Origin of the sequence: Thermosyntropha lipolytica DSM 11003 (assembly GCF_900129805.1) — a bacterium.
In the GTDB taxonomy this organism is placed as follows: Bacteria; Bacillota; Syntrophomonadia; order Syntrophomonadales; family Syntrophomonadaceae; genus Thermosyntropha; species Thermosyntropha lipolytica.
This window is the reverse complement of record NZ_FQWY01000031.1, coordinates 1-25775: the sequence shown is the minus strand read 5'-3', so window position 1 is coordinate 25775 and position 25775 is coordinate 1. Positions and strand designations below refer to the sequence as shown.

At 41.8% G+C, this 25775-nt stretch carries 28 protein-coding genes and 1 pseudogene; 3 read left to right on the top strand and 26 right to left on the bottom strand.

Translation table 11 applies throughout. The features are described from left to right. Positions 1 to 397: 397 nt before the first annotated feature. The 12 genes from BUB92_RS08475 to aroF (BUB92_RS08420) all read right to left on the bottom strand — a co-directional run bounded on the left by BUB92_RS08475 (position 398) and on the right by aroF (BUB92_RS08420) (position 13556). On the bottom strand, positions 398 to 1750 hold the full coding sequence (locus tag BUB92_RS08475; RefSeq protein WP_073092833.1) for a stalk domain-containing protein: 1353 nt from the start codon (positions 1748 to 1750) through the stop codon (positions 398 to 400). A gap of 27 nt (positions 1751 to 1777) precedes the next feature. After that, entirely contained in the window at positions 1778 to 2824 is a 1047-nt protein-coding gene (fni, locus tag BUB92_RS08470) for a type 2 isopentenyl-diphosphate Delta-isomerase (RefSeq protein WP_073092830.1), read from the bottom strand. Continuing rightward, positions 2821 to 3423, bottom strand: a complete 603-nt coding sequence (gene mobA / locus BUB92_RS08465; RefSeq protein WP_084728426.1) for a molybdenum cofactor guanylyltransferase — start codon at positions 3421 to 3423, stop codon at positions 2821 to 2823. Before mobA ends, fni begins: the two co-directional genes overlap by 4 nt. A gap of 89 nt (positions 3424 to 3512) precedes the next feature. Next, positions 3513 to 3725, bottom strand: a complete 213-nt coding sequence (locus BUB92_RS08460; protein ID WP_073092827.1) for an FmdB family zinc ribbon protein — start codon at positions 3723 to 3725, stop codon at positions 3513 to 3515. Positions 3726 to 3754: 29 nt separating this feature from the next. Beyond that, the gene (locus BUB92_RS08455; RefSeq protein WP_242939031.1) at positions 3755 to 5728 is read right to left on the bottom strand and encodes a bifunctional 4-hydroxy-3-methylbut-2-enyl diphosphate reductase/30S ribosomal protein S1; all 1974 of its coding nucleotides are present in this window, start codon (positions 5726 to 5728) and stop codon (positions 3755 to 3757) included. A gap of 51 nt (positions 5729 to 5779) precedes the next feature. After that, a complete protein-coding gene (locus BUB92_RS08450; protein ID WP_073092821.1) occupies positions 5780 to 6373 on the bottom strand; it encodes a lysophospholipid acyltransferase family protein in 594 nt (197 codons plus the stop codon). Between the two features lie 3 nt (positions 6374 to 6376). After that, the gene (cmk, locus tag BUB92_RS08445) at positions 6377 to 7033 is read right to left on the bottom strand and encodes a (d)CMP kinase (protein WP_073092819.1); all 657 of its coding nucleotides are present in this window, start codon (positions 7031 to 7033) and stop codon (positions 6377 to 6379) included. A gap of 64 nt (positions 7034 to 7097) precedes the next feature. Further along, positions 7098 to 8384 carry a 3-phosphoshikimate 1-carboxyvinyltransferase gene (gene aroA, locus BUB92_RS08440; protein WP_073092817.1) on the bottom strand — a complete coding sequence of 429 codons (1287 nt, stop codon included), beginning with the start codon at positions 8382 to 8384 and terminating at the stop codon, positions 7098 to 7100. Positions 8385 to 8396: 12 nt separating this feature from the next. Beyond that, the gene (locus BUB92_RS08435; RefSeq protein WP_073092815.1) at positions 8397 to 9476 is read right to left on the bottom strand and encodes a prephenate dehydrogenase; all 1080 of its coding nucleotides are present in this window, start codon (positions 9474 to 9476) and stop codon (positions 8397 to 8399) included. 11 nt (positions 9477 to 9487) lie between these two features. Next, entirely contained in the window at positions 9488 to 10501 is a 1014-nt protein-coding gene (aroF, locus tag BUB92_RS08430) for a 3-deoxy-7-phosphoheptulonate synthase (RefSeq protein ID WP_073092812.1), read from the bottom strand. A gap of 197 nt (positions 10502 to 10698) precedes the next feature. Next, positions 10699 to 12684 (bottom strand): monovalent cation:proton antiporter family protein, encoded by a 1986-nt coding sequence (locus BUB92_RS08425; protein WP_073092839.1) that lies wholly within the window; start codon positions 12682 to 12684, stop codon positions 10699 to 10701. Between the two features lie 32 nt (positions 12685 to 12716). After that, positions 12717 to 13556: a 3-deoxy-7-phosphoheptulonate synthase gene (aroF, locus tag BUB92_RS08420; RefSeq protein WP_073092811.1), complete on the bottom strand. Its 840-nt coding sequence runs from the start codon at positions 13554 to 13556 to the stop codon at positions 12717 to 12719. Between the two features lie 193 nt (positions 13557 to 13749). Here aroF (BUB92_RS08420) and BUB92_RS08415 point away from each other — a divergent pair, with 193 nt between their 5' ends. Together BUB92_RS08415 and BUB92_RS08410 are read left to right on the top strand one after the other, a co-directional pair. Continuing rightward, complete coding sequence (locus BUB92_RS08415; protein WP_073092808.1) at positions 13750 to 14574, top strand: carbon-nitrogen hydrolase family protein; 825 nt, start codon at positions 13750 to 13752, stop codon at positions 14572 to 14574. Between the two features lie 23 nt (positions 14575 to 14597). Further along, positions 14598 to 15011, top strand: coding sequence for a secondary thiamine-phosphate synthase enzyme YjbQ (locus tag BUB92_RS08410; protein WP_073092806.1), 414 nt, complete (start codon positions 14598 to 14600; stop codon positions 15009 to 15011). Between the two features lie 9 nt (positions 15012 to 15020). On the opposite strand, the gene aroH is transcribed toward BUB92_RS08410, so the two are convergent. From aroH to BUB92_RS08350, 12 genes are all read right to left on the bottom strand, one after another. Continuing rightward, a complete protein-coding gene (gene aroH, locus BUB92_RS08405; protein ID WP_073092803.1) occupies positions 15021 to 15383 on the bottom strand; it encodes a chorismate mutase in 363 nt (120 codons plus the stop codon). A 26-nt stretch (positions 15384 to 15409) separates the two neighbouring features. After that, positions 15410 to 15826: a HutP family protein gene (locus tag BUB92_RS08400; protein ID WP_073092801.1), complete on the bottom strand. Its 417-nt coding sequence runs from the start codon at positions 15824 to 15826 to the stop codon at positions 15410 to 15412. Between the two features lie 36 nt (positions 15827 to 15862). Then, positions 15863 to 16366, bottom strand: a complete 504-nt coding sequence (locus BUB92_RS08395) for a hypothetical protein (RefSeq protein ID WP_073092798.1) — start codon at positions 16364 to 16366, stop codon at positions 15863 to 15865. 123 nt (positions 16367 to 16489) lie between these two features. Next, positions 16490 to 17038, bottom strand: a complete 549-nt coding sequence (locus BUB92_RS08390) for a 2-oxoacid:acceptor oxidoreductase family protein (RefSeq protein WP_073092796.1) — start codon at positions 17036 to 17038, stop codon at positions 16490 to 16492. A 14-nt stretch (positions 17039 to 17052) separates the two neighbouring features. Then, entirely contained in the window at positions 17053 to 17790 is a 738-nt protein-coding gene (locus BUB92_RS08385) for a thiamine pyrophosphate-dependent enzyme (RefSeq protein WP_073092794.1), read from the bottom strand. Beyond that, positions 17790 to 18848 (bottom strand): 3-methyl-2-oxobutanoate dehydrogenase subunit VorB, encoded by a 1059-nt coding sequence (locus BUB92_RS08380; RefSeq protein ID WP_073092791.1) that lies wholly within the window; start codon positions 18846 to 18848, stop codon positions 17790 to 17792. The genes BUB92_RS08385 and BUB92_RS08380 overlap by 1 nt, the downstream gene beginning before the upstream one ends. A gap of 7 nt (positions 18849 to 18855) precedes the next feature. After that, entirely contained in the window at positions 18856 to 19071 is a 216-nt protein-coding gene (locus BUB92_RS08375) for a 4Fe-4S binding protein (RefSeq protein ID WP_073092789.1), read from the bottom strand. Positions 19072 to 19098: 27 nt separating this feature from the next. Continuing rightward, positions 19099 to 19764 (bottom strand): hypothetical protein, encoded by a 666-nt coding sequence (locus tag BUB92_RS08370; protein ID WP_073092786.1) that lies wholly within the window; start codon positions 19762 to 19764, stop codon positions 19099 to 19101. Between the two features lie 186 nt (positions 19765 to 19950). After that, complete coding sequence (locus tag BUB92_RS08365) at positions 19951 to 20808, bottom strand: HDOD domain-containing protein (protein ID WP_073092784.1); 858 nt, start codon at positions 20806 to 20808, stop codon at positions 19951 to 19953. 25 nt (positions 20809 to 20833) lie between these two features. Further along, positions 20834 to 21265, bottom strand: coding sequence for a hypothetical protein (locus BUB92_RS08360; protein WP_084728427.1), 432 nt, complete (start codon positions 21263 to 21265; stop codon positions 20834 to 20836). 130 nt (positions 21266 to 21395) lie between these two features. Further along, positions 21396 to 21947: a cob(I)yrinic acid a,c-diamide adenosyltransferase gene (locus tag BUB92_RS08355; protein WP_073092780.1), complete on the bottom strand. Its 552-nt coding sequence runs from the start codon at positions 21945 to 21947 to the stop codon at positions 21396 to 21398. A 1-nt stretch (position 21948) separates the two neighbouring features. Beyond that, on the bottom strand, positions 21949 to 22674 hold the full coding sequence (locus tag BUB92_RS08350) for a pseudouridine synthase (RefSeq protein WP_073092778.1): 726 nt from the start codon (positions 22672 to 22674) through the stop codon (positions 21949 to 21951). A 310-nt stretch (positions 22675 to 22984) separates the two neighbouring features. Here BUB92_RS08350 and folE point away from each other — a divergent pair, with 310 nt between their 5' ends. Further along, positions 22985 to 23563 carry a GTP cyclohydrolase I FolE gene (gene folE, locus BUB92_RS08345; RefSeq protein WP_073092776.1) on the top strand — a complete coding sequence of 193 codons (579 nt, stop codon included), beginning with the start codon at positions 22985 to 22987 and terminating at the stop codon, positions 23561 to 23563. A gap of 39 nt (positions 23564 to 23602) precedes the next feature. Here folE and BUB92_RS08340 read toward each other — a convergent pair whose 3' ends face one another. Beyond that, on the bottom strand, positions 23603 to 25270 hold the full coding sequence (locus BUB92_RS08340) for a formate--tetrahydrofolate ligase (protein WP_073092773.1): 1668 nt from the start codon (positions 25268 to 25270) through the stop codon (positions 23603 to 23605). 45 nt (positions 25271 to 25315) lie between these two features. Further along, positions 25316 to 25775, bottom strand: a pseudogene (locus BUB92_RS08335) (glycine/sarcosine/betaine reductase complex component C subunit alpha); the annotation flags it as partial.

The window sequence follows — 25775 nt, the reverse complement described above, 5'->3', positions numbered from 1 at the left end:
CTCCCTGATTAAATTAAGTAAAAAAGCCTTAACCTTTAAAAAGTTAAGGCTTTCAGGCTGTCGACAAAGTCATTGTTGGCAGCCGTTTTTATTTTATTTATAATATATAAAGGAAATAGAGCAATAAATTCCTAAAAAAGTAACAAATTAAAAAAATAAGCAAGTAATGGGGGATGAAAATGTTAAGCAAAAAGAATCGTGAAACCATAAATCAACTGGAAATTGTAAGTATAGATGATCTAGTGCCCAAAGATCATCTTTTACGCTTAATAGAAGAAGCTATTGATTTTAGTTCAGATTGTAGACAAAACCGCTTTTAGAGGTGCTAATCTAAAAGCGGGTTTGTCTGCAATCTGACGCGGGGCATAAAACCCCGCGCCTTTCTTTGTTTTTGGGTCTAGGGAACGGGAAAAACCAGGGCGCTTTTACCTTTATATTCAGGAGGAATCTGTCCTAACCGCCATCCTTTATTGGTAGTCTCAATATAAAAATATTTAACCCCATCTTTTTCAAAATAGCTTCCGAAAGCACCCGGACATTCCACACCTACAGCTGCATGTCCGGGATCACCATCAAAAATTATAAGAGCCGTCTTGTATCCCATAGCCTTCAAAAAAGCAGCCAGGAGTATCGCCTTATCTTCACAATCTCCCCCCTCGATCAGGGTTTCAACCGGATATTTGGGATATTCACCTTCTTCCGGCACATAAGGCAGAGCTTCCTGCACAAAGGAAGCGACAAATTCTATTTTATCTTTCATGCTGCCGGTAAATTTACTTACCAGCGATTCTGCAAGCTTGGCAACCAGTTTAAAATTAACCTCCTCGGTTACATAAGGCACATAGCCTTCTTTTATCATACGGGCTGCTTCTTTTTGATAAAAACTCCTTATTTGCTCATATTCCAGGATAAGCTTATCCTTTTCCCTGTTAATGCGGGCAATCACTTCATTCAATGCCCGGTATTTATAGGCCGCTTCTTGCGGAGAGTCACCTGGATATATACGGTAATACCAGTACCAGTATTCTAATTCTTGATTAAGCCGGTTCTCCTTTTCCCGAAGCCTTGCTATATCGTTTTTATAGTTATTTTCTAACTCCTCATGCCTTCTCGGTTTACTTCTATAATAGTCATATACCGTCTGCGGTATATTAACCTTCCAGTTCCACTCACCTTTATATTTATCTTCCCAGGTATACTGCTTAACTATAACCTCGCCTTTATCGGCACTGTACTCAATTTTATTTTCTTTGTTCTCAATTAATGCTGTATCTTCCATCTTATCCTCATAAATTACCGTAACCTTCTGCTGTTTCCCGTCCCATTCTACCCTAGCTCCCAGAGCCTCCGCAATCCAGCGCAGGGGAAGCATAAGCCGGTTCTGGTATATCTCCGGAACTACATCCATTATTATCTGTTGTTCGTTAACATATAAAATACTGCTTCCCGGTTTAACTTTAACTTTTTTGTCCCCATAGATTAATATCGCTGTACGCAAATTGCTATCCCACACAATATTTTCATTCCTAAGCCCGACAGCATAAGCTGCAAACCTTAAAGGGAGATAAACCCGGCTGTTTTTGATATAAGGATATACATCCATAAGATAGCGGTTATTATCAATCCAAAATTCATTCTTCCCTACAGTAAAATACGCCTGGTGCAGACCTACTGCTGCTGCCGGCCAGAAGGGAAGCAAAACTGCTGCCAGAATAAAAACGGCGATAATAAAATGTGCTTTTTTAGCCAAGCCTTTTCCTCCTTTGGCATTTGATTTTTACCTTCTTGCCCACCATTCCGGATTAATTCCTCTAAGTTTAAGCCATTCCCCCGTCCTCCCGGTTATAATAACCGGCCTGGTCTTTATCCTTTCTATATTGTCGGCTCCGGTCATAAGAAAAACTGCTTTTAGCCGATAAACCATGTTCGCCACCACATTATCAAGTACATCGGCTCCTTCTCTTAACAAAACCTTCAAAAAAGAACCGGCTATGCCTACCAGATCAGCCCCCATAGCCAGGGCTTTGGCCGCATCCAGAGCAGTTCTTATCCCTCCTGAAGCGATAACCGTCAAAGGAAGCCCTAAGCTAAGTACCTCAGCCAGGCTCTGGGCAGTCGGTATTCCCCAGTTATCAAGCTCTCCTCCAAACATTCCTCCTCTTTTATCTTCAATAACTATGAAATTAGTTCCCCCCATACCTCCCACGTCAATTATATTCACCCCTGCTCCATACAAAAGAGAAACACTTTCCCGGGAAAAACCAAACCCTACTTCCTTGGCGATTACCGGTACAGGACACTCCTTTACAATCCGGGCCACATTATCAATGATACCTTTAAAAGAGCGGTCTCCCTCCCGCATAGCCAGTTCCTGCGGAACATTAAAATGAAGCTGCAGGGCATCGGCATTTATCATCTCTACAGCAGCCAGGGCATCTTCTACCGGACGGCCTGCTCCCATATTGGCAATAATTACCCCGGTAGGATTTATCTCCCTTACTATGCGGAAAGTAGATGCTGATCCGGGATCATCAATGCTTATGGTTTGTGATCCTACCGCCATAGCCATACCATATTTTTTAGCTATACAGGCCAGATGGTAGTTTATATCCTCTGCCCGCGGAGTCCCCCCGGTAATGGCATTCAAAACCAGAGGTAAATTGAGTTTTTTACCCAGAAATTCACAGGAAAGATCTATTTCTTCCATAGAAAGCTCGGGCAAGGAATGATGTAAAAGATAAACTTCTTCAAAACCATTGGTATTAGGTCCATCCTGGGAATGTAGCGCAATATTGATATGTTCTTCCTTACGTTTGCCTCTTATAATAATAACCTCCTTGCTATTTTTTCCGCCTTCAGCAAATCTTCTTCCTGGTTGATATTATGAAACATTTCCGACTTATCTCCAAACATCTGGATTTCCTCTTCCTCAAGAGCCAAAGCTTTTAATTCGGCAAACAGGAGTGCCATCTTCAATTTTTGGTTTTGCAAATTATAGGTCAATTGTGGTAAACATCTCCGGCTGTAAACTGCAGCTGTCATATGGAGAAAATCATCTATGCGGGGAACTACCGCATCATAACTGTTCAGCTTTTCCAGCATATAATCTACCATTTGCATGTTTATAAAAGGCATATCACAGGCTAAGGCAAATATCGCATCATGGCTGGCATAAGTTAACCCGGCATGAATCCCGCTCATAGGACCTAACCCAGGATAAACATCCCTGTATACAGGAACTCCTAAATATTCATAAAGCCAAGGGTCATTGCTTATTATTATAGTTTCTTCAAAAAAGGAAACAAACTTATCCCGTATTATCTCAATAATCCTTTTACCTCTTATATATAAAAAAGCTTTATTGTTGAAATTCATGCGTGAGCTTTTACCTCCAGCTAAAATAACCCCCGTCGCTTTCTTCACCTTCTTATCCCCCCGTAACTTTATCCTGGCTGCCTGCAGGGATAAAAATAGACTGCCTAAAGCAGCCTATCCTCTCTTCGGTTTTTATTTTAGTGAGAACCGCCACATCCGCTGCAGCCCGCACAACTGCTTGCCGTGCAGGAAGCTCCTCCTGCTCCGGGAGCAAAAAAGCTGGATAACTGTCTTTCTACCTGGTCAGAGCTGCATTCCGGACATTTTACCTTTTTGTCTCTTTCTTTTAAGGAAAGAAGTAGATCAAATTTTTTACCACAGGCAGCACATTTAAATTCATATATAGGCATCTTCCTTCTTTCCACCTCACCTTAAAAATCTATTCCTGACTTTTTAAATAAGCTTCTACTTCCCGGCGATCAATATCATCAAGCGCTTCTTTAATTGAAAGGCTAAGCCTCTTTTCCTCAATATTTATATCCAGTATCTTAACCTTTACCTTTTCTCCTAACTTTACTACCTGCTCCGGCTTTTCTACTCGCCTGTTGGCCAGCTGGGAAATATGGCAAAGGCCGTCTACACCCGGCTCCACCTGGATGAAAACCCCAAAAGGAACCAGCCTTACTACTGTACCTTCAATGATATCTCCTACCTTGTATTTTTCTCCTACCATTTCCCACGGGCTTCTCAGCAAAGCTTTACGGCTTAAAGCAATCCTTTCTTTTTCCGGATCAAGTCCTATAACCTTTACTTCTATTTCCTGTCCTTCTTTTAAAATATCAGAGGGATGTTCAATCCGCTTATAATCAAGTTCGGATACATGCAAAAGCCCTTCAAACCCTCCTAAATCAACAAACACCCCATAATCAGTTAGGCGTTTAACTATTCCTTTTCTTATCTGTCCTTCCGCTATATTATGCCATAATTCCTGTTTCTTCCTTTCCTTTTCTTCAGCCACTATTTCTTTGCGGGAAAGAACTACCTGCGACCCTTTTCTTTTATGGCGGTTAAATTCCATCACCTTAAAATCCAGTTTTTTACCTTTATAGGCATCTAAATCTTTTACATATCCTTCTTCCAGATGCGAGGCAGGCAAAAAGGCCACTACCCCTACATCAACCAGAAGCCCTCCTTTTACCGTATCAATTACGGTTCCTTCTATAACTGCCCCGCTCTTATAGGCTTCTTCCAGACGCTCTAATGCCTTCTCCATATCGGCTCTTTTTTTGGATAAAAGGATAGTTCCATCATCATCCCATTTTAAGACTAATACTTCGATCTCATCTCCTGCCTTAACTACTTCTTTAGCCGAATTCACTTCTCTGACCGTAAGCTCCCTCAACGGAATAACCCCTTCTGATTTTCCCCCTACATCTACCATTACCTCATTATCCCGGACTTCTACTACTACCCCTTTTATAATATCCCCTCTTTCGGGAGGGGTAAAATCTGCCATTTCCGCTTCCAGGCGGACAAACGATTCTTCCACCCCTTCGTTATATTTTTCTCCACTATTATAACCTGCCATCTTATCAACAACCTCCTTAATTATCCAATCCGGGGTGGAAGCTCCTGCGGTTATCCCTACAGCATTAACTCCCTTAAGCCATTCTTCTTCAATCTGTTCTGCCTTCTGTATCTTATAGGTCTTTACCCCGGTGTTTTTACATTCTTCATAAAGAGTATTGGTATTAGAGCTGGTCTCATCACCGATTACCAGCATAAGATCTACTTTGCGGCTAAGGCTTAAAGCTTCTTCCTGTCTTTCCCGGGTAGCCGGGCATATAGTATTAAAAATCCTTAATTCCTGTGCCTTTTTTACTAAAACAGAAGCTACGCGGTAAAAATCCTCCTCATCTTTGGTAGTCTGGGATACCAGCCCTATCCTGGGAGCATTATCTATACTCAGCGCCTCTTCCGCACTCCTTATCACCTGCGCATCATAACCACAATAGCCTAAAATCCCTTCTACTTCCGGATGATTTCTATCCCCGAATATAACTATGACATATCCCTCCCTTTTAAGGAGGGCTACCATTTCATGCACCCTCTTTACCAGAGGGCAGGTAGCATCTTCTATTATTATGCCTCTAGCCCTCGCCTGCTCTATCACTTCTGGAGCTACTCCGTGTGATCTTATTATTAAGCCGGCATTTTCTTCTATCTGGTCAATATTTTCTACCGTTTTTATACCTTTCTGCGCAAAATACTCTACAACTTCCTTATTATGTACCAAACTACCCAGCGTATACCATTTACCAGGCTTGCTGGCAGCTTTTTCCGCCAGGGCAAAAGCTCTTTTAACCCCCGCACAAAAGCCTGCTTTTTCTGCCAGGTAAACCTGCAATCTCATACACCCCGCTAACATTTTTATAATATTCGCAAAAAAAAATCTAAATCCTGCTTATTTTGATAAAAGGGCTTCGATTTCCTGCATTATTCTTTCACTTACCTGATTTAGAAGAGCAGAATTAATCTTTTGCCCCTTAAACTCTTCCAGATATATAGGATTTCCTACCCTTAAAACAAGCGGCTTCTTCCATCCCCAGGGCAGAAGGCTTTTCGTACCTATACAGGCTACGGGAATTACCGGAGCTCCCGTCTTTAATGCCAGCATAGCTGCTCCATTCTGGGCTTCCATACTGGCACCGGTTTTATTGCGGGTTCCCTCTGGAAAAATCCCCAAAACCTTACCTTCTTCCAGAATACTTATAGCCTTTCTTATAGCGCCTCTATCCGCACTACCCCTTTTTACCGGAAAGGCATTAAGAGCCGTAAAAAAAGCTCTCCCCAGTTTGTTTTGAAAAAGTTCTGCTTTGGCCATAAAATAAACCGGGCGTTTAAAAGCTATTCCTACCACAATAGGATCCCAATTGCTAACATGATTGGAAACAATAATGGCTGCCCCTTTAGCAGGCAACTTATCAGTACCTTCAATCTTAAGGCCTAACAGGGTGAAAAATAAGCGCATAATCAGCCAGGCTAAACGGTAAAACATTTCCTACTTCTCCCCAATTATCTTCATCATATTATCTACTACTTCTTCTATGCTCATATGACTGGTATCTATGACAATAGAATCTTCCAGTATTTTTAAAGCTCCTACTTCACGGCTGGCATCCGCCTCATCCCGCTTCTTTATTTCTTCTTTTAGCCTATCCAGATCTATATCATAACCCTGAGCTATAAGCTCCCGCCTACGCCTTTCAGCCCTTTCTTCAATACTGGCGGTAAGGAAAAATTTATAATCAGCATCAGGAAGCACACACTCCCCTATATCCCTGCCATCCATAACTACGGAAACCTTATCCGCCATCCTTTTTTGTCTTTCTACCATTATTTTCCTTACGCGGGGAAAAGAAGCGACCCGGGAAACATGGGCGGTAATTTCAGGTTTCCTTATATCTTCAGTTACATCTTCGCCATCACACAATACCTTCTGTTCTTCTCCATTATAAAAAAAATCTATATCGGTATGCAAAATAAGCTGGTAGAGCTCATTTTCATTATTCAGATCTATTCCCTGACGCAGGGCTTTTAGGGTAAGGGTCCTGTACATGGCTCCTGTATCTATATATATAATACCCAGCCTGCGGGCTAAAAGGCGGGCGATCGTACTTTTGCCTGCCCCTGCTGGTCCATCAATAGCTATTTTCATAATTTTATCACCTTTTACATTTTCTTATTTTATCACAGCATCAAAAGGGAAAAAAGAGATTCTCTTATCCCGCCAGTCTAGTCATTATATCCCAGAACCCGGGAAAAGAAATATTTACTGCTTCAGTGCCTTCTATAACCGTCTCGCCTTCGGCTATAAGTCCCATTACCGCGAGGCTCATAGCTATACGGTGATCCCCAAAGCTTTTAACTTCCGCCCCCTTTATCTTTTCCCGGTCTCCTTCAATAATAAAGCCATCCTCCAATTCGACAATACTTACTCCCATCCTGCCCAGTTCTGATACTATCGCTCTTATGCGGTCAGTTTCTTTTACGCGAAGTTCTTCCGCTCCTCTTACGACAGAAGTGCCTTGAGCTGCTGCCATAGCTACTGCCAGTACCGGGATTTCATCAATAAGCCGCGGTACTATCTCTCCCTCGATACTAATCCCTTTAAGTTCAGAGCTTTTTACGGCTATATCAGCAATAGGCTCCCCGCCTACCGTTCTCCTGTTTTCCAGTTTTATGCAGGCTCCCATCTTCTCTAAAACTTCAATAATGCCAGCACGGGTAGGATTTATTCCTACTTCTTTTATCAAGATTTCCGAATGGGGAACTAAAGCAGCAGCCACCATAAAAAAGGCAGCTGAGGAAATATCTCCGGGGACTAAAAATTCCTGTGGCCCAAGCTCTTTTCCGGGCTGTAAGGTTATAGTAAGGCCATCTACTTTTAAATCAGCTCCCATAGCTTGAAGCATTCTTTCCGTATGATCCCGCGACTTTACAGGTTCGCTGATTACCGTTTCTCCTTCAGCATCAAGCCCTGCCAGCAATAAGGCTGATTTTACCTGCGCACTGGCTACCGGCAGATCATATTTTATCCCTTTAAGCCTTTTACCCTTTACCGCCAAAGGGGGATAATTGCCATTAGCCCGTCCTTCTATCTCCGCTCCCATCAAGGTCAGGGGAAGTATAACCCTTTTCATCGGACGCCTGTTGAGAGAATGGTCACCACTTAAAACCGTAAAAAAAGGATATGATGCACAAAGGCCGGTCAAAAGGCGCATAGTAGTTCCGGAATTTCCACAATCCAAAACCGTATCCGGTTCTTTAAGTCCATGTAAGCCCTCGCCTTTAATGCGCACCTCAGCACTATTATGCTCTATTTTGGCTCCCAGAAGGCGCAGACAGTTTAAAGTCGAAATCGTATCGGCAGCCTCCAGGTAATTGTGTATAACACTTTCTCCCCGTGCCAAAGCGGAAAAAATGGCAGCTCTATGCGATATCGATTTATCAGACGCTACTTTTATCTCTCCTTTTAATCCTCGGGATTTTATTATCCTCTTTAACAAACCATTTCCTCCTCATCTTACCCAGGCTTTTATAGCAAAGGACTTCAGACGCTCCACAGCCTTTTCAGCTGTTTCCCTGTCTTTTACCCCTATGCGTATAGAACCTCCATCCCCTTCCCGGGCACGCAAAATTTCAATATCCACAATATTTATGTCTGCACTGCCTAAAATTTCCCCTATTTTGCCTATTATCCCAGGCTGGTCAGGTACTATGCATACTATTTCGGAAAACTCCGGCAGAAGTCCTTTCCTCTTATGGGGTATCTGGTCTCTTATTATTTTGGCCTGTTTAAGCTCTTTATATAAGGCTTCCCGGTCATCATCAGCCAGCGCCTTACGCATACGCGATAATAGGGCAATAAATGCTTCCAATTTTTCCCCCACATACTCGCGATTGGAAAAAAGTATGTCCTGCCACAGCTCAGGACTGGAAGAAGCTATGCGCGTAGTGTCCCTAAAACCTCCCGCCGCCATCATCAGGTTATCATCTTTTCCTTCGGTGAGATTCACCAGAGCAGCTGCCGCCAGATGCGGAACATGGCTTATAGTAGCTACCAGGCGGTCATGATAAGAAGCCTCCATAATTTTTACCCGGGCTCCGGTAAAAACGAGCAGTTCCTGGAGATAGCCTAAAGCTTCCTCCGGAACATCGGGAGGGGGAGTTAGTACATAAACTGCATTTTCAAAAAGATAGCGGTCTGCTCCATTTATACCTTTTATTTCCGAGCCGGCCATGGGATGTCCCCCTATGCCCCACACCCCCCGGGGAAGTTTTTTAAAAATATGCATAACATTTTCTTTAGTGCTTCCTACATCGGTTATCAGGGTTTCAGGCCTTAACACATCACCTATTTCCTCAATAATCGCAGGGAAAGTGCGCAAAGGGGTACATAAAAACACCACCCCGGCCTGACTGGCCCCTTCGCGCAGGGGCAAAGCCTCATCTATAATTCCCAGCTCTAAAGCTTTTTTTTCCGCCTCCTGGTCTACATCAAAACCCCATATTTTATTAACAAGAGGTGATTCCCTAAGAGCCAGTCCCAGAGAACCACCTATAAGTCCCAATCCGATTATAAACAGGTTTTTTTTCATAATCCCAATCCTTAGGAAATTTTTTGCATCGCTTGATGCAGCATTTTTACCTTCTTTACCATCGAGGCAAAGTTATCAGGAGTTAACGACTGAGGTCCATCTGATAAGGCTTCACTTGGATTTTGATGTACTTCTACCATGATGCCATCACATCCTGCTCCTACTGCAGCAGCAGCCATAGGTTCAACCAGTTCCCATTTTCCCGTGCCATGGCTGGGATCAACTATTACCGGCAGATGGGTAAGCTGCTTTATCAAAGGCACGGCACTTAAATCAAGGGTATTGCGGGTATATTTTTCAAAGGTGCGGATACCTCTTTCGCACATTATAACCTGGCTGTTACCGGAAGAGATGATATATTCTGCCGCCATTATCCATTCTTCAATAGTAGAGGAAAGCCCGCGCTTTAAAAGTACCGGCTTATCTACCTTGCCTAATTCCCGTAAAAGAAAGAAGTTCTGCATATTACGGGCTCCTACCTGCAGAATATCTACATACTGGGCCACAATATCAATCATGCGCGGATCCATAACTTCAGTTACCACTGGAAGGCCGGTAAGTTCACGGGCCTCAGCCAGTATTTCCAGGCCTTCTCTTTCCAATCCCTGAAAAGAGTAAGGCGAAGTGCGTGGCTTAAAAGCTCCTCCGCGCAGCATAGTAGCCCCTGCCTCTTTTACCGCCTGAGCTACTTCCAGAAAAGCTTCTCTTCCTTCTACAGCACAGGGTCCGGCAATTATGGTAAGGCTGCCATCACCTATAACTGCATCCCCTACTTTTATGCAGGTAGGCTCAGGCTGAAATTCCCGGGAAGTAAGTTTAAAAGGCTGCAAAATAGGCACAACCTTTTCTACTCCGGGCTGACGGGTGAAATAATCCATAATAGCCTGGGTTCTTTCCCCAATGGCTCCAATGATTGTCCTCTCAACCCCTTCCGAGAGGTGGGCTTTAAACCCTTTTTCCTGCAGTTTTTCTACTACGGCTTCAATTTGTTCTGCAGATGCATTCTTTTTCATTACAATAATCATCCAGCAACTACCTCCTTTTTTTGCGGAGGGTGAGAAAAAGCTCAAAATAAAACCATTGGCAGTATAAACAGGCCCACCAATGGCAGAGCTACTCTGCTTATATTCCCACCATCCTACCGTCCTACTTTTTTTATTATTTTATACCATCCTACATATAATAGGTTATATTAATCGGGGTTAAAATTCAATAGCTCCTTTTATCTGCCAGGCAAAAAACGGTGAATAAAACTATGCAGTTTTTCTTTTTCGCCCAGCAAAAACAGGATATCATCCGGCAAAATCAAATCATGTCCTCCTGGATTGGGTATGATCTCTTTTTCACGCTGGATGGCTACCACTGTAACCCCATATTTTTTTCTGATTTCTACCTCTTCAATTTTTTTCCCTGCCAGGATAGAGTTATAAGGTATTCTTATGCTGGTTATTTCCATGCCCTGGAAAAAGTCAGGCCTATTCATCATTTTTAATTCTTCACGCGACAGGCTGCGAAACATTTCATACCCTTCACGGCGCACGGACTCAATATAGGCTTCTATCTCTTCATGAGGCACCATATACCTGGCCAGTACGCGGGCAAAAATCTCAATGGAAGTTTCATATTCCTCAGGTATAACCTGGTCAGCCCCTAATTCATAGAGGTCATGCATATCAGCTACAAACCTGGTTCTCACAATAATGTAGGCCATAGGGCTTAGCTTGCGCGCTATATAGGTAACCCGGCGCGTAGCAGCTGAATCAGATATAGCTATTACCACTACTCGCGCTTTTTCCACATTTACATGTTTTAATACCAGTTCATGGGTAGCATCCCCGTAATATATAGGTTCTCCCTTCTTTTTTTCCTCTCTTACGGTATCCGCATTTATTTCCAGTATCACATAAGGTATACCGGCATACGCAGCAGCCCGGGATAAGTTTTTGCCGTTAAGGCCATAGCCTATAATAACCAGATGGTCTTCCAGATTAAGTTCTTCTTCCAGCTCCTCTATTTCTGGCAGGGAGCCGCGCAAAAGCCGCTGGGGCCAGGGAAGCTTGTAGATAGCTACTGCTACCCGTGGAGCCATATTAATTACAAAAGGAGTAAGCATCATGGTTATAATCGCTGCTGCCAGAAAACCCTGATATATATCCATACTTATAAGCTGATGCTCTATACCTACCTGGGCCAGGATAAAAGAAAATTCTCCTACCTGAAACAGGATTAATCCAGCCAGAATCGCTACCCGCAGGGGATAACCCAGAAGCAGAGTAGCGATAGCCGAAATTATGCTTTTACCTAAAAATATTCCCAAACTCAATAGGATAATAATTCCTAGATGCTGAGCTAAAAAATTAATATCCAAAAGCATCCCTATAGAAACAAAAAAGAGACTGGTGAAGGTATCTATAAAAGGCATAATATTAGCCAGGGCCTGATGGCTGTATTCAGATTCCGATATAATAAGCCCGGCTAAAAAAGCCCCTAAGGCCAGAGATAACCCGGCACTGGAAGTGAGCCAGGCTACCGAAAAACAGATAGCTATAATGCTGAGCATAAAAAGTTCCCGGCTCTGGGTACGGGTAATCTGGTAAAGCAAAGGAGGAATTATATAAAGAGTCAGCAGCATAACTACGACAATTATTAAAACTGTTTTCAAAAGAATCGATGTTACAGGTCCTACATTTTCCCCACCGCCTAAAAAAGGAGTAAAAAGCATCATAAAAACTACGATTATGTCCTGATAAATAAGTATTCCCAGGGCCGTTTTGCCGTGCGGGGTATTTATGTCAGCCCTTTCCGTAAGCTGTTTCAAGACAATAGCTGTACTGCTCAAAGAGACTAAAAAACCTAAAAAAACCGCCTGATTGGCTTTAAGGCCTGCCAGCTCGGCCAGAATAAAAGTAAACAAAATAGTTAACCCTACCTGTATACTTCCTCCCAGTAAAATAGTCTTTTTTATACTGGCCAAATGCTTAAAAGAAAATTCCAGTCCTATACTGAAAAGAAGAAGGATTACCCCAAATTCAGCTATTACATGTACATGTTCAGAGGTTTCTACCAGCCCTAACCCATGCGGTCCTGCCAGTACACCGGTAAGTAAAAAACCTACAATAACAGGTATATTAAGCCGATGGCATATAAAAAGAACCCCTACGGCCAAAGCAAAAATTATGGCTATATCTTTTAAAATAGCAAATTCCAAACCCTCTTCACCCTCTCTGTTTTTTCCTCTCCTCAATCTCTGTCTATCTTTTTATTTTCTATAGTGGCTAATTTTTGCAGTTCCTTCATCATGCGCAAAAAATTATCCATATTTAAAGATTGTTTACCATCAGATAGAGCTCTATCAGGATCCTGATGTACCTCTACCATAACTCCGTCTGCCCCGGCAGCTATAGCTGCTTTGGCTACCGGTGTAACCAGTTCCCATTTGCCAGTGGCATGGCTAGGATCAACTAGTACCGGCAGGTGGGATAGATGCTTTACAAGAGCTACAGCTCCTATATCCAAAGTATTGCGGGTATAAGGCTCAAATGTTCTTATTCCCCGCTCACAGAGAATTACTTTTTCATTACCACCCTTTAAAATATATTCAGCAGCCAAAAGCCATTCCTCAATAGTTGCTGACAAACCCCTTTTTAACAAAACCGGCTTATCTATTTTTCCCAGTTCATCTAAAAGGGTGAAATTCTGCATATTACGGCTACCTACCTGAAAAACATCGATAGAATCATATAAAATATCCAAATCTCTTACATCCATAATTTCAGTTATCAGGGGGAGCCCGGTTATATCCCTGGCTTCTACCATTATATCAAGTCCTTCCCGCCCCAGGCCCCGGAAAGAATAAGGTGAGGTGCGGGGTTTGAAAAGGCCACCCCTTAACATATGTACTCCCGCACTTTTAAGAAATTTAGCCAGTTTTATATAATCATCACGGTTTTCTACGGCACAGGGACCGGCAATAATCGTACAATAACCTTCACCGATGTAAACCCTGCTCCCTGGTGTGTTTATTTCGATTATCGTATTTTTATCCTTATTCTCTTTTGCTGCCAGTTTAAATGGGCGCATAAGTTTTTTCCTCCATCAAACCTGAATCTCTTTACTTATATTTCCCGATTTTATTAATACCAAACCATCTGTTTAAGCTGGCTATATTAGTATAATACAATAAAATGGTATATAATTAGTAAAAAAATCTGTTTATAGTCCTTAAAAGATATATTGACCACCGGTCAAACCCCGATTAAAGGAGTTTTTATAAATGGCCAACCTTAAAGTAGCTGTATGTCAAATGAAAATAGAAAAAGAAAAAGAAAATAACCTGAAAAAAGCCGGGGAAATGATAAGCGAAGCCGTAAAAAAAGGAGCCAGGCTGGTAGTGCTGCCCGAAATTTTCAACGCCCCTTATCAAACAGATATCCTGCCTTCCTATGCCGAAACTTATCCGGGTCCTACCACCCTCTTTCTGCAAAAAAAGGCTAAAGAACATAAAATATATCTGGTGGGGGGAACTATCCCGGAAAAAGATAGCGAGGGAAAAATATACAACAGCAGCTTCATTTTTGATGATAAAGGTGATCTTAAAGGAATATACCGCAAAGCCCATCTTTTTGATGTCGATATCCCGGATAAGATAACCTTCCGGGAATCAGATGTCTTTGCGGCGGGAGACGAAATAAATGTGATTCCTCATCCCCAAATACCTTTTTCTGTTCTCATATGCTACGACTGTCGCTTTCCTGAGTGGGCCAAGCTGGCTGCTTTAAAAGGGGCTAAAATGCTCATTATTCCTGCTGCCTTCAGCCTTAAAACCGGTAAGGATCATTTTGAACTCTTAATGCGCTGCCGGGCAGTAGATAACCAGGTTTATGTTATTGCCGCCTCCCCGGCTCGAAACCAGGAAGCTTCCTTTAAAGTATGGGGACATTCCATGATCGTAGATCCCTGGGGAAAAGTAATAGCCAAAGGAGGAAGCGGAGAAGAAGTTATCCTGGCAACCCTTGATCCATCCCTGGTAGATAAGATAAGGCAGGAATTGCCGTTATTAAAACAGACAAGAGTAAAGTTAGTAGAAGGGGAAAAATAAAAGCACATAAGGAGGGATTTATCGTGAAATCCTATACCGAATATCTATGGTTTAATACCGAAAAAAGAAGAGAATATATACGCATAACCGATAAAGTAAGGGAAGCCTGCAAAAAAAGCGGCATAAAAGAAGGTTTTATACTGGTAAGTGCCATGCATATAAGTGCAGGGGTTTTCGTCAATGACAATGAAAGCGGTATACTCAAGGATATAGATAATATGCTGGAAAAAATAGCCCCCTTCGGCCCTGATTATAACCATCACCGTACGGGCGAAGATAACGGGGATGCTCATCTCAAAAGCATTCTGGTCCACCACCAGGTTATAGTACCGGTAACCGATGGGGATCTGGATTTAGGGCCCTGGCAGGAAATATTCTATGCCGAATTTGATGGACGAAGAAGAAAAAGGGTTATCATAAAAGTTATAGGGGAATAGCCTTCCCCTTTAACTTACCAAATCCTGGCGCAATTTTCGGGCTTCTCGTAAATAGATATGTTTGATTTCTTCCTGGCTCTTTTCGGTATTTATATGTACCAGAACCCTTATACACCGGGGGAGCGAGCCCGGAACTTCTATCTCCTGGAAACATAATAAAGGTACTTTATCCCAGCCAATCATGCGGGCAGCCTGGGCAGGAAAAATAGAACGAACATCAGAAGTTACGGTAAAAAGTATGCTGGCTATATCTTCAACCGCAAAATCGTTTTCTTCTTTTATCTTAAAAAGCAATTCTTTGGTAGCCTCCAGCACCTCTTCCGGCGTATCCTTTTCTACCGTTATAGCTCCTCTTATACCTCTAACTTTCAAATCTCACCAACTCCGCTTTAGTTAATTTAAGAAACTGCCCGATGTCCCAAACCTATAGCTACCTCATCAAGGTGCAAAAGCCCAATACCCAAAAATATAGCTACACTGACATGGTCTTTATATCTGGCAATGCCTATTTTACCACCCACATTAAGTCCCAGCGCTTTAGGCATAAGCTGAGCAATAGCTTCCCTGGCTGCCCCGGCTACGGCTCCTTCCTCCGCATGCGTATCTTTTATTACCCCTTCTCTTTTGGCAGCTACTACCGACCTTTCCACAATTTTACCTACCGAAGTAATAAATTCTCCCCCGTAATCAACCGCCACAGCTTTTATTCCATATTTGCTGTAAAGTTCATCCTTTAAAATATTTTCTTCCTGTCGGGTAGCCGTCAAGGCCATCTTTATAGCAGAACTGGCTACTGCTTTACTGCCTACCTCCATAAAAACTTATCCCACCTTCATATTTTATATCTTTTTTTATTTTACTATAATCTCCCCAATCATTACCATACCACCATCCTGGCCTCCGTTCGACCTGTATACCATGCCTTTTTCCGGATAGGATAAGTTAGGGGAAACATCCTTTATTTTATATTCCACCGGAACATTATAGAAGGTAGAATCAATTTCTACTCTATCTCCCCCCATAACCTTCAGCTTAATTTCATTACTTGTAAACCTTTTTACTTCCCTGTTATTGACTAAAACTACCGCCTCGGGCAGGCTGTCATATTTTTCCGCTTTAATAACCACAAAAGCATAGGGAGATTTGACCTCAAATTCATTTTCTCCTCCATAATCTACTTTATTTACAGGATATTCAATGCGCTGCCCCTCTAAGCGTTCTCCCCAGCTTAAATATAAACGGAAAGGCTCTTTTACCATAAGCCCCTGTACTATAACTATAATTAAAGCGGTTATTACTATGGTGCGCAATAAAATTTTTTCCACTTTATCCCCTATTCTCTTCACTTCATTCACCCCGGAAGCATTTTCTCCTCCTATATTATGCCCGGGGATTAAACTTTATCCCTAAATAAAAAACCTCTCGCCTGAACCTGCAGGCTAGAGGTATAACCAGTAATCTTAACTTAACATTTTTCTCTACCAGTGCTGGCGCGCATATTCTACTCCGGCCAAAAAAGCCTCTTTATTTTTTCTTATAACTTCCTCACTTTTGCCTTTAAATATAACATCGAAATATTCCAGAGCCTTTTCCACTTCTACTACTTTCGTTTTTTCCAAATAAGCCCCCAGAAGTATCATATTAGCTCCCCGGGGATTTCCCAGTCTATCTGCCAGCTCATTAACAGGAAGCTTTAATACATCAAGATCATCTCTTCTAGGTTCACGGTCCACAAGTGAAGAATTGATTACCAGGGTTCCATTAGGCTTTATCTTGTTTTCAAATTTGTCCAGAGAAGGACGGTTTAATATAACTGCCATAAGGGGATTTTCGGTTATAGGAGAACTTATTTCTTCATCGGATATAGTAACCAGGCAATTGGCTGTCCCCCCCCGCATCTCTGCTCCATAAGAAGGAACCCAGGATACATGTTTACCGGCACTTAAGGCAGCATGGGTTAAAAACTGTCCCATAGAAAGAACTCCCTGCCCTCCAAAACCTGCAAACAAGACTTGTTTTTCTTCCATCCTTCCATACCTCCTTATTCTTTTACCTTAAATTCTCCCAAGGGGAAGTAGGGAATCATTTCCTTTTCTACCCTTTCTAAAGCTTTAAGCGGGCTCATTCCCCAGTTCGTCGGACAGGTGGATAAAATCTCCACCATAGAAAAACCTTTACCTTCCAGCTGGGTTTGTATAGCTTTTTTTATAGCTTTTTTAGTTTTATTTACATTAGCCGGATTATGTACCGATGTACGGCAAATATAAGCCGAACCTTCATTAGTAGCCAGAAGTTCTGCCATCCTTACCGGATAACCTGCCAGTTCAGGTTTGCGACCATAAGGGGAAGTGGTAGTAACCTGGCCTATCAAGGTAGTTGGAGCCATCTGCCCGCCTGTCATACCGTAAATAGTATTATTGATAAAAATTACCGTTATATTTTCTCCCCGGGCCGAAGCATGAACAATTTCGGCCATGCCGATGGAAGCTAAATCCCCATCGCCCTGATAAGTAAAAACAAAATTTTCGGGGAGCATGCGTTTTATTCCCGTAGCTATAGCCGGAGCTCTACCATGGGCAGCTTCCAACATATCAAAATTAAAATATTCATAAGCTAATACCCCGCAACCTACCGGGCAAACACCAATCGTCTTTTCCCGGAGTCCCATTTCATCGATACATTCTGCTATTACCCGGTGAATAATGCCATGTGTACATCCCGGACAGTAATGAAATTTTTTATCATAGAGGCTTTCTGGCCTTTTAGCTACCACCTTCATTACAGCCCCTCCCTTTCTGCTATCTGCATAACTACACCTACAATCTCTTCGGGATTAGGAATAATACCTATTCTTCCGTAAAATTCCACGCGTGAGCGGCCATTCAAGGCTAATTTTATATCTTCTACCATCTGCCCCATATTAATCTCTAAAGATAAAAACAGTTTAGCTCCATTTTCCGCAGCTTCTACTATATGTTCATCAGGGAAAGGCCATAAAGTTATAGGCCTTATAAGTCCTGCTTTTATTCCTCTTTTTCTCACTTCCATAACTGCTCTTTTAGCTACCCGGGACATAAGTCCAAAAGCTACCAGAACCAACTTGGCATCTTCGGTCATAAAGGTTTCAGCTCTCTTTTCTCGGGCCTTTATCAAATCATATTTACTTTTTAAATATCTATTCCTCTGTTCCAGCTCTTCAGGAGGTAAATGCAGAGTCGTAATAACATTAGGCTTTCTTCCCTTACATCCGGTAGTTGCCCAGGGTTTTTCATAACCCGGAGTAACAGGGTCCCTTAAAATAATAGGCTCCATCATCTGTCCCAGGGTTCCTTCGGCCATTATCATCACAGGTATGCGGTACTTATCAGCCAGCTCAAAACCTTCCATAGCAAAATCCATCATATCCTGCACACTAGCTGGGGCTAAAACCATGGTATGATAATCACCATGGCCTCCACCCCGGGTAGCCTGGAAATAATCAGATTGAGCCGGCTGAATACCTCCTAAACCCGGACCTCCGCGCGATATATTGACTATAACACAAGGCAGCTCAGCTTCGGCAATAAATGAAATACCCTCCTGTTTAAGGCTTATACCCGGTCCCGAAGAAGCTGTCATAACCCGGGCTCCAGTAGAAGCAGCTCCATATACCATATTTATGGCGGCCAGTTCACTTTCGGCCTGCAAAAAAACACCGCCTATTTTAGGATATTTGCGTGCCATATATTCAGCAATCTCACTTGATGGCGTAATAGGATAACCAAAATATGCCCTGCATCCTGCCCTTATAGCACCTTCAGCTAAAGCTTCATTTCCTTTCATCAGGACTTTTTCCATACTACCATCACTCCCTTTCCACTTCGATAACTAAATCAGGACACATAAGGGCACATGTGCCACAGCCGGTGCAGCTTTCAGGATCTACAGCCGTAACCGGATGATAGCCCAGAGCATTTATAATCTTCTTATCTAACCCTAAAGTCCCTTTAGGGCAAAAATGTACACAGAGCTCACATGCTTTACAGCGGTCCATATGAAAAGTTAATATCCCTCTTGCCATACTCCCTTTTCCCCCTATGTAAATAAACTATATCCACTGTGGCCTTAAATTAATCTTTATTTTCTTTAACAGCTGCGGGTAATAAACTACCAGTTCTTCATAAAACCTTTCTTCCACTGTCAAATATCTTACCGGGAGATTTAATTCTTCAGCATATTGCAAAACCTTATTATGCCCGTCATTTATTACCTGTACGGTAGTTTCTTCTACCAGGTTAGGATTGCTTATAATGCCAGTAAAATTAAGGCCCGAAGCCTTTTCTAAACAATTTTTCAATTCTTTTATACTTTCTACATCGCCCGCAAAAGGCCGGTAAGGATTTATGACCAGAAAAAATTCCAAATCCTTTCTCTTCAACAAATAATCCCTGATATATCCCAGTACAACTGCTCCTACCTCATCACCTGCCAGGTCAATAATAATGCGGTTTTCCTGCTGCAAAAGTCCAATAATTTCAGACGGTATGCTAGGTACATCTCCAAATACCAGTTCTCCAGCCGGAGCCAGTACCCTTATCCCCCTGGCCTGTAAAAAGCCTTTCATTTCCCGGGAAGCAAAATAAGGGTTTACTAAATCTAAATCAGCTAATATGGTTTCTCTATTGTCTTCTCCTTTTTTTTCCAGGGTAAAATTTAACGCTATCTCGCTTTTGCCGCTTCCAAATCCACCGGAAAAAATAATCGTACTTGCCAAAAAATTCTTCTCTCCTTAAATTTATTTGTCGCAAAATCAATATATAAAGTAATATAATAAAAAAGTATATTACTAAAAAAAATAAAATTCTAGAGGTTTTCTCGCCGGTTTTTAAAAATTAACATTCTGTTAAAAAAATAACCAGAAACAGGGACATTTAGCAGCATATGCATAAATAAAATGTCCTTATTTCTGGTTAACAAGAAAGCTCTGTTCATCAGAGAAAATATCAGTAAGCTCATTAATTATGGCATATATATCTTCTTCCTCCATTTTTAGAATTTTCAAAGCTTCTGCTGAAACTGCATAAAGCATGCCATCTATACCTATACCTATGCCCATAGATACGCAAACAGCATCTGCCAGATGAACGATGGAAGTTAAAACCGGGTTAACTTTTGCTTTTTCCGGATAATGGTGGTGAGCAATAGTATCGACAAGTTCCCAGGGAAGGTTCCACTTTTCCGCCACTTTGGAACCTACCAGGGCATGATTAAAGCCTAAAACGGCATTCTCCGCTTCTATAAAATCAATATTACCTTCACTTACTTTGGCTACTACCTCATGATAAGATTCTTTCATAGCATTATTGAGGATAACTTTTCCTATATCATGCAATAAGCCGCTGGTGTAGGCCAGATCAAGCTGGGCAAACTTCACCCGGCGCGCAATATGGCGGGCAGCCATAGCTACACACTGGGAATGTTTCCACAACTCCCCGTGTTCTAAAGCATAACCAGACATTTCCCGGTTTAAGATATCACTTACCGAAGCTGCCATAACTATACTTTTTATAGTCTTAAAACCCAAAAAAACCGTGGCATCAGTTATAGTAGCAATACGCCTGGGAAATCCATAAAAAGCAGAATTGGCAAGTTTTAAGACCTTGGCTGTCATAGCCTGATCCTGGGTTAAAACATTATTTATGTCCTGAGCCGTAGAATTTGGATCCTCCGCCAGTTTCATCACTTTAATAACTACCGCAGGCAAAGCCGGCAAATCATTTACGGCCTTAACTATATCATCAAGTGAAATTTTCCCCATTTATTTACCTCCCCGCAAAGAGCTACTACTTCCAGTTATCCAGTTTCCTCTCCAGATAAAACTTGTAATTAGCCATTTCCTCAGCAATTTTCAACAAAATCCTTCCTATATCTAATTTAGATAAGACCAGTTCTTCCGGTTCCAGTATTTCAACCGTTCTGAACTCTTCTTTCATAGTAAACTTTATCGCATCCTCCAAAGAATCGGCCGTAAAAGTTATCACTACCGGGGCATAAGCCAGGGATCGGCCGCTGAATTCATCATAGACAAAATAGATTTCCCCGCTCATATCAATATCTTCAATATTTACTCCCTGGATAGGAACATTGCGCATAAGAGAAACTTTGTTTTGCCTTATCTCTTCAGCTACCTCACTGCTGGTTTTACCGCCAAAAAGCTTGCCCTGCCTGGCTTTGCCCATAAAATCAAATCTGACTTTAAGCCTCAATTTTTTCAAAATCTTCCCTCCGGTTCCTTTTTTTATTGCTGCTATTACCAGTCCCACTTCTCTATCAGGATCATTTTTAAATTAATCCGGACCTAATTACTATTTATTTTATCATATTTTCTCAACCTCAAACCCCGGCTTAATACTCTATCCCTCTTTTGGCTTCTATCTTTTTATCGTAAGGATTTTTTATAAACTTTATCTGGCTTACCAGATGGGCAAGTTCAACTATTTCTGCTGGGCACTCCCTCCCCGTCACCACTATATCCACCAGGGTATTTTGAAGTAAAGCCAAAATATTCGGCCGGTAGAGAGGAAAAAGATTATATACATTTATAAGTTCATCTAATATTACTATATCCCAAAAAGCTTTTTTTATCTGTTCCTCGACAAAAATTAGCCCCTCCTTTATTATTTCATAATCTCCATCTTTAATATTAGAAGGTAAAACTATACATTCTAAACTGCCCGGGCAACAATCTTCATCACCATAAGGACAGTCCCGTCCAAAACAAACAGCTAAAAAATCCTCACTATTAATCTTTTTTATCGCTTTAAATTCCCCGCTTTTTAAACCTGATTTCAAAAAAGAAACCAGCAAAACCCTTTTTCCTTGTCCCCAGGCCCTTAAAGCCAAACCTGCCGCCGAAGTAGTTTTCCCCTTACCATCACCCGTAAAAACCAAAATCATTTTAACATCTCCGTCCTGCTGCCATCAGCTTTAACCTTTCCACCTCATCTGGATGCAAATGCCGGTATTCTCCTGTCTTAAGCCCATTTAAATTTAAAAAAGCCAACCCTGTTCGCTTAAGCCTTAGCACCGGATAGCCTACGGCTTTGCACATACGTTTTACCTGCCGCTTTCTTCCTTCATGAATCTTTATTTCCAGCAAAGTTTCGTTCCGGCCCCTTTTAATGATCCTTACCTTGGCTGGAGCCGTAATCCCATCTTCCAAAAGCACACCTTTTCTAAGTTTTTTTAATGCTTCACTACTCACTACGCCTTTAACCCATGCTTCATAAGTTTTGGTTATTTCATAACGGGGATGAAGCATAAGATTGGTAAAATCCCCGTCATTGGTAAGTAAAAGCAGTCCTTCAGTATCAAAATCCAGCCTTCCTACCGGATAAATCCTGGTATCGATGTCTTTTATCAGCTGTACGACTGTAGGTCTTCCCTGAGGATCATAAACACTGCTTATATAGCCAGCCGGTTTATTTAATAAAATATATATCTTGTCATTACTTATATTTACAGCTTTGCCATCAACTTCAACCTTATCCTTTTCCGGATCAATCTTCACCCCTAAAGTTTCAACCACATTCCCATTCAGCTTTACTCTTTTCTGTTTAATCAATTCTTCTGCTTTGCGGCGGGAAGCGATTCCCGCTTCGGCCAGGTATTTAGCTAAACGCAATCTCCATCCTTCCTCAAAAGAAAATTTATATTAAATTTCTACGTATCTCTTATTTTATCCTTTTCGCAAACAGCTATTATTATGTCAAGATTTTAAAAATTTATCCACCTCTATCTGATAACTAAAACCTTAATATCCTGATAAAATTATTTAATATAGCTTTTTTCTTTTATCAATTACTTTTTATGACACGATATGCTAAACTTAAGCTGAATGCATCAGCAGTAATAAATACTTTTTGGCATTAGCGCTTAAACTATATATAAAATAATTGCTTATTTTTAATACTAAAAGTTTGGAGGAACAAAAAATGGCATGTAAAGAGATCGACAAACCGAAAATCGAACAAGCTTTTCGCATGATTTTAGAAGCCATAGGTGAAGATCCTGATAGAGAAGGCTTAAGAGATACTCCCAAAAGGGTAGCTAGAATGTATGAAGAGATATTTTCCGGCCTCTGGTGTGAACCGCGGGAATTCCTGCAAGTATCTTTTTCAGAATTTCACGATGAACTAGTCCTAGTAAAAGATATACCATTATACTCCATGTGCGAACACCATTTTCTTCCCTTTTACGGGAAAGCTCATGTTGCCTATATCCCGCGGGGAGGAAAAGTTATAGGCATAAGTAAACTGGCCAGAGTTGCTGAAGCTTATGCCAAAAGGCCGCAGCTGCAAGAAAGGCTGACTTCACAAATTGCCGATTGTATATATGAAACCCTGAATCCCCACGGGGTAGGAGTAGTAATAGAAGCTGAACATATGTGTATGACTATGCGGGGCATCAGAAAACCTGGCTCTATAACAGTAACTTCCGCGTTAAGAGGGCTTTTTGAAACCAGACATCAAACCAGAGAAGAATTGCTTTCATTAATTTTAAACAAAAGATAAAAAAGGGTAGCATGCAAGCTACCCTTTTTCTTTGGATATTTAGAACAGACCAACAATCTCTCCGCTCGGAAGAATATCGATTTTCTCGGCAGCAGGGACTTTCGGCAATCCGGGCATAGTCATAATTTCACCCGCATAAGCTACTATAAATCCTGCTCCAGCAGAAACTTTAGCTTCTCTAATTGTAATTTCGAAACCAGTCGGCCTACCTTTCAGATTCGGATTATCAGAGAGTGAGAATTGCGTCTTAGCCATACATATCGGCAGATTGCCATAACCAAGTTCTTCAATTTTAGCAATATCTTTTTCGGCTTTCGGAGCATAGATTACGCCTTTAGCTCCATAAATTTCGGTAGCAATCTTTTCAATCTTAGCTTTAATCGGCATATCTAATTCATAGAGGAATTTAAAGCTGCTCGGTTTTTCAGCAGCAGCAATAACCTTGCGCGCCAGATCTTCTCCACCGGCTCCACCTTTAGCCCATACCTGAGATACGGCTACTTCAGCACCTAAAGCATTGCATTTCTTTACTACCAGGTCCACTTCTTCCTGCGTATCAGTGGGGAATTCGTTCAGAGCAACAACTACCGGCAAGCCAAACTTCTGCACATTTTCTAATTGTTTTTCCAGGTTAGCAACACCTTTTTCTAATGCTTCCATGTTAACTTCGCCTAATTTATCCTTCGGCACTCCACCATGGTTTTTAAGAGCCCTGATGGTGGCTACTATAACTACGGCATCTGGTTTCATATTGCCATAACGGCATACAATATTGAAGAATTTTTCCGCACCCAGGTCAGCACCGAATCCAGCTTCGGTTACCATATAGTCAGCAAGTCTTAATCCCATCTGGGTAGCCATCAAGCTGTTGGTGCCATGAGCAATATTAGCAAAAGGACCACCATGGATAAAGGCAGGAGTATTTTCCAGAGTCTGTACCAGGTTAGGCTTGATAGCATCTTTCATCAACAAGGCCAGAGAGCCAGCTGCTTTGAGATCATCAGCCGTTACCGGTTTGCCGTCATAGGTATAAGCTACTATCATGCGTTTAAATCTTTCTTTAAGATCCATCAAATCTTTAGCCAGGCACAGGCAAGCCATAATTTCGGAAGCAACACTTATATCAAATCCAGTTTCGCGCGGTACTCCGTTAGCTTTGCCGCCCAAGCCTATGATAACATTTCTTAAAGCCCTGTCATTTAAGTCTACTACTCGGCGCCATATGATCTGGCGGGGGTCTATATTAAGTTCATTACCCTGATGCAGGTGATTGTCAATCAAGGCAGCTAAAAGGTTATGAGCAGTAGATACCGCATGAATATCACCGGTAAAATGCAGATTGATGTCCTCCATGGGTACAACCTGAGAATATCCGCCGCCAGCAGCTCCACCTTTAACCCCGAAGCTGGGTCCTAAAGAAGGTTCGCGTAGAGCTATGATAGCCGTCTTACCAACCCGGTTTAATGCCTGTCCTAAACCAACTGTAGTCGTAGTTTTTCCTTCCCCAGCCGGAGTAGGATTGATAGCAGTAACCAGAATTAATTTTCCACAAGGTTTGTCCTTTACTCTTTCCCAAACATCCAGAGAAACTTTGGCTTTATATTTGCCATAAAGTTCTAAATCATCCTCAGTAAGGCCAATTTTTTTAGCCACCTCAACAATGGGGAGCATTTTAGCCTCTTGGGCAATTTGGATATCGCTCTTCATTAAAACTCCATCCTCCTTCATTTCATATTTATTTATTTTTAGGCATTAGCCTAAAAATCCGCTGTTTTTTAGGACTTCTACTGCTTTTTCATGATCTTCTTTGGCTACCAGGATTACAGGGCCTGTACAGCCCATTCCGCTTGAGGCATATATCTTATTCTTCCACAAGGCCTTTACCGCATCTTCCATTTCTAATATGTCAATTCCGCTTATCTGGCTTTCTACTACTTTTTCCGGCGGCTTCTCTACTTCTTCTTCTTTTTCTTTGGCTTCTTTGGCTACCTCTACTATCCAGCCGGCTCTCTCTGCTTTTTCTATCTCTTCTTCTTTTATCTTTAAGAATTTTCCTCTTACCATGGAGGCACAGTATTCTATCGCATTAGCTATTACCGGCGTCCCGGATGCTCTTGACAGTATATGGATTAATCTGTCAAATCCTTTCCCTACTCCCGGTCCGTATCCATAGCCTAAGGTCTCATAGCTTCCTCCGCTGTTATACGCACTG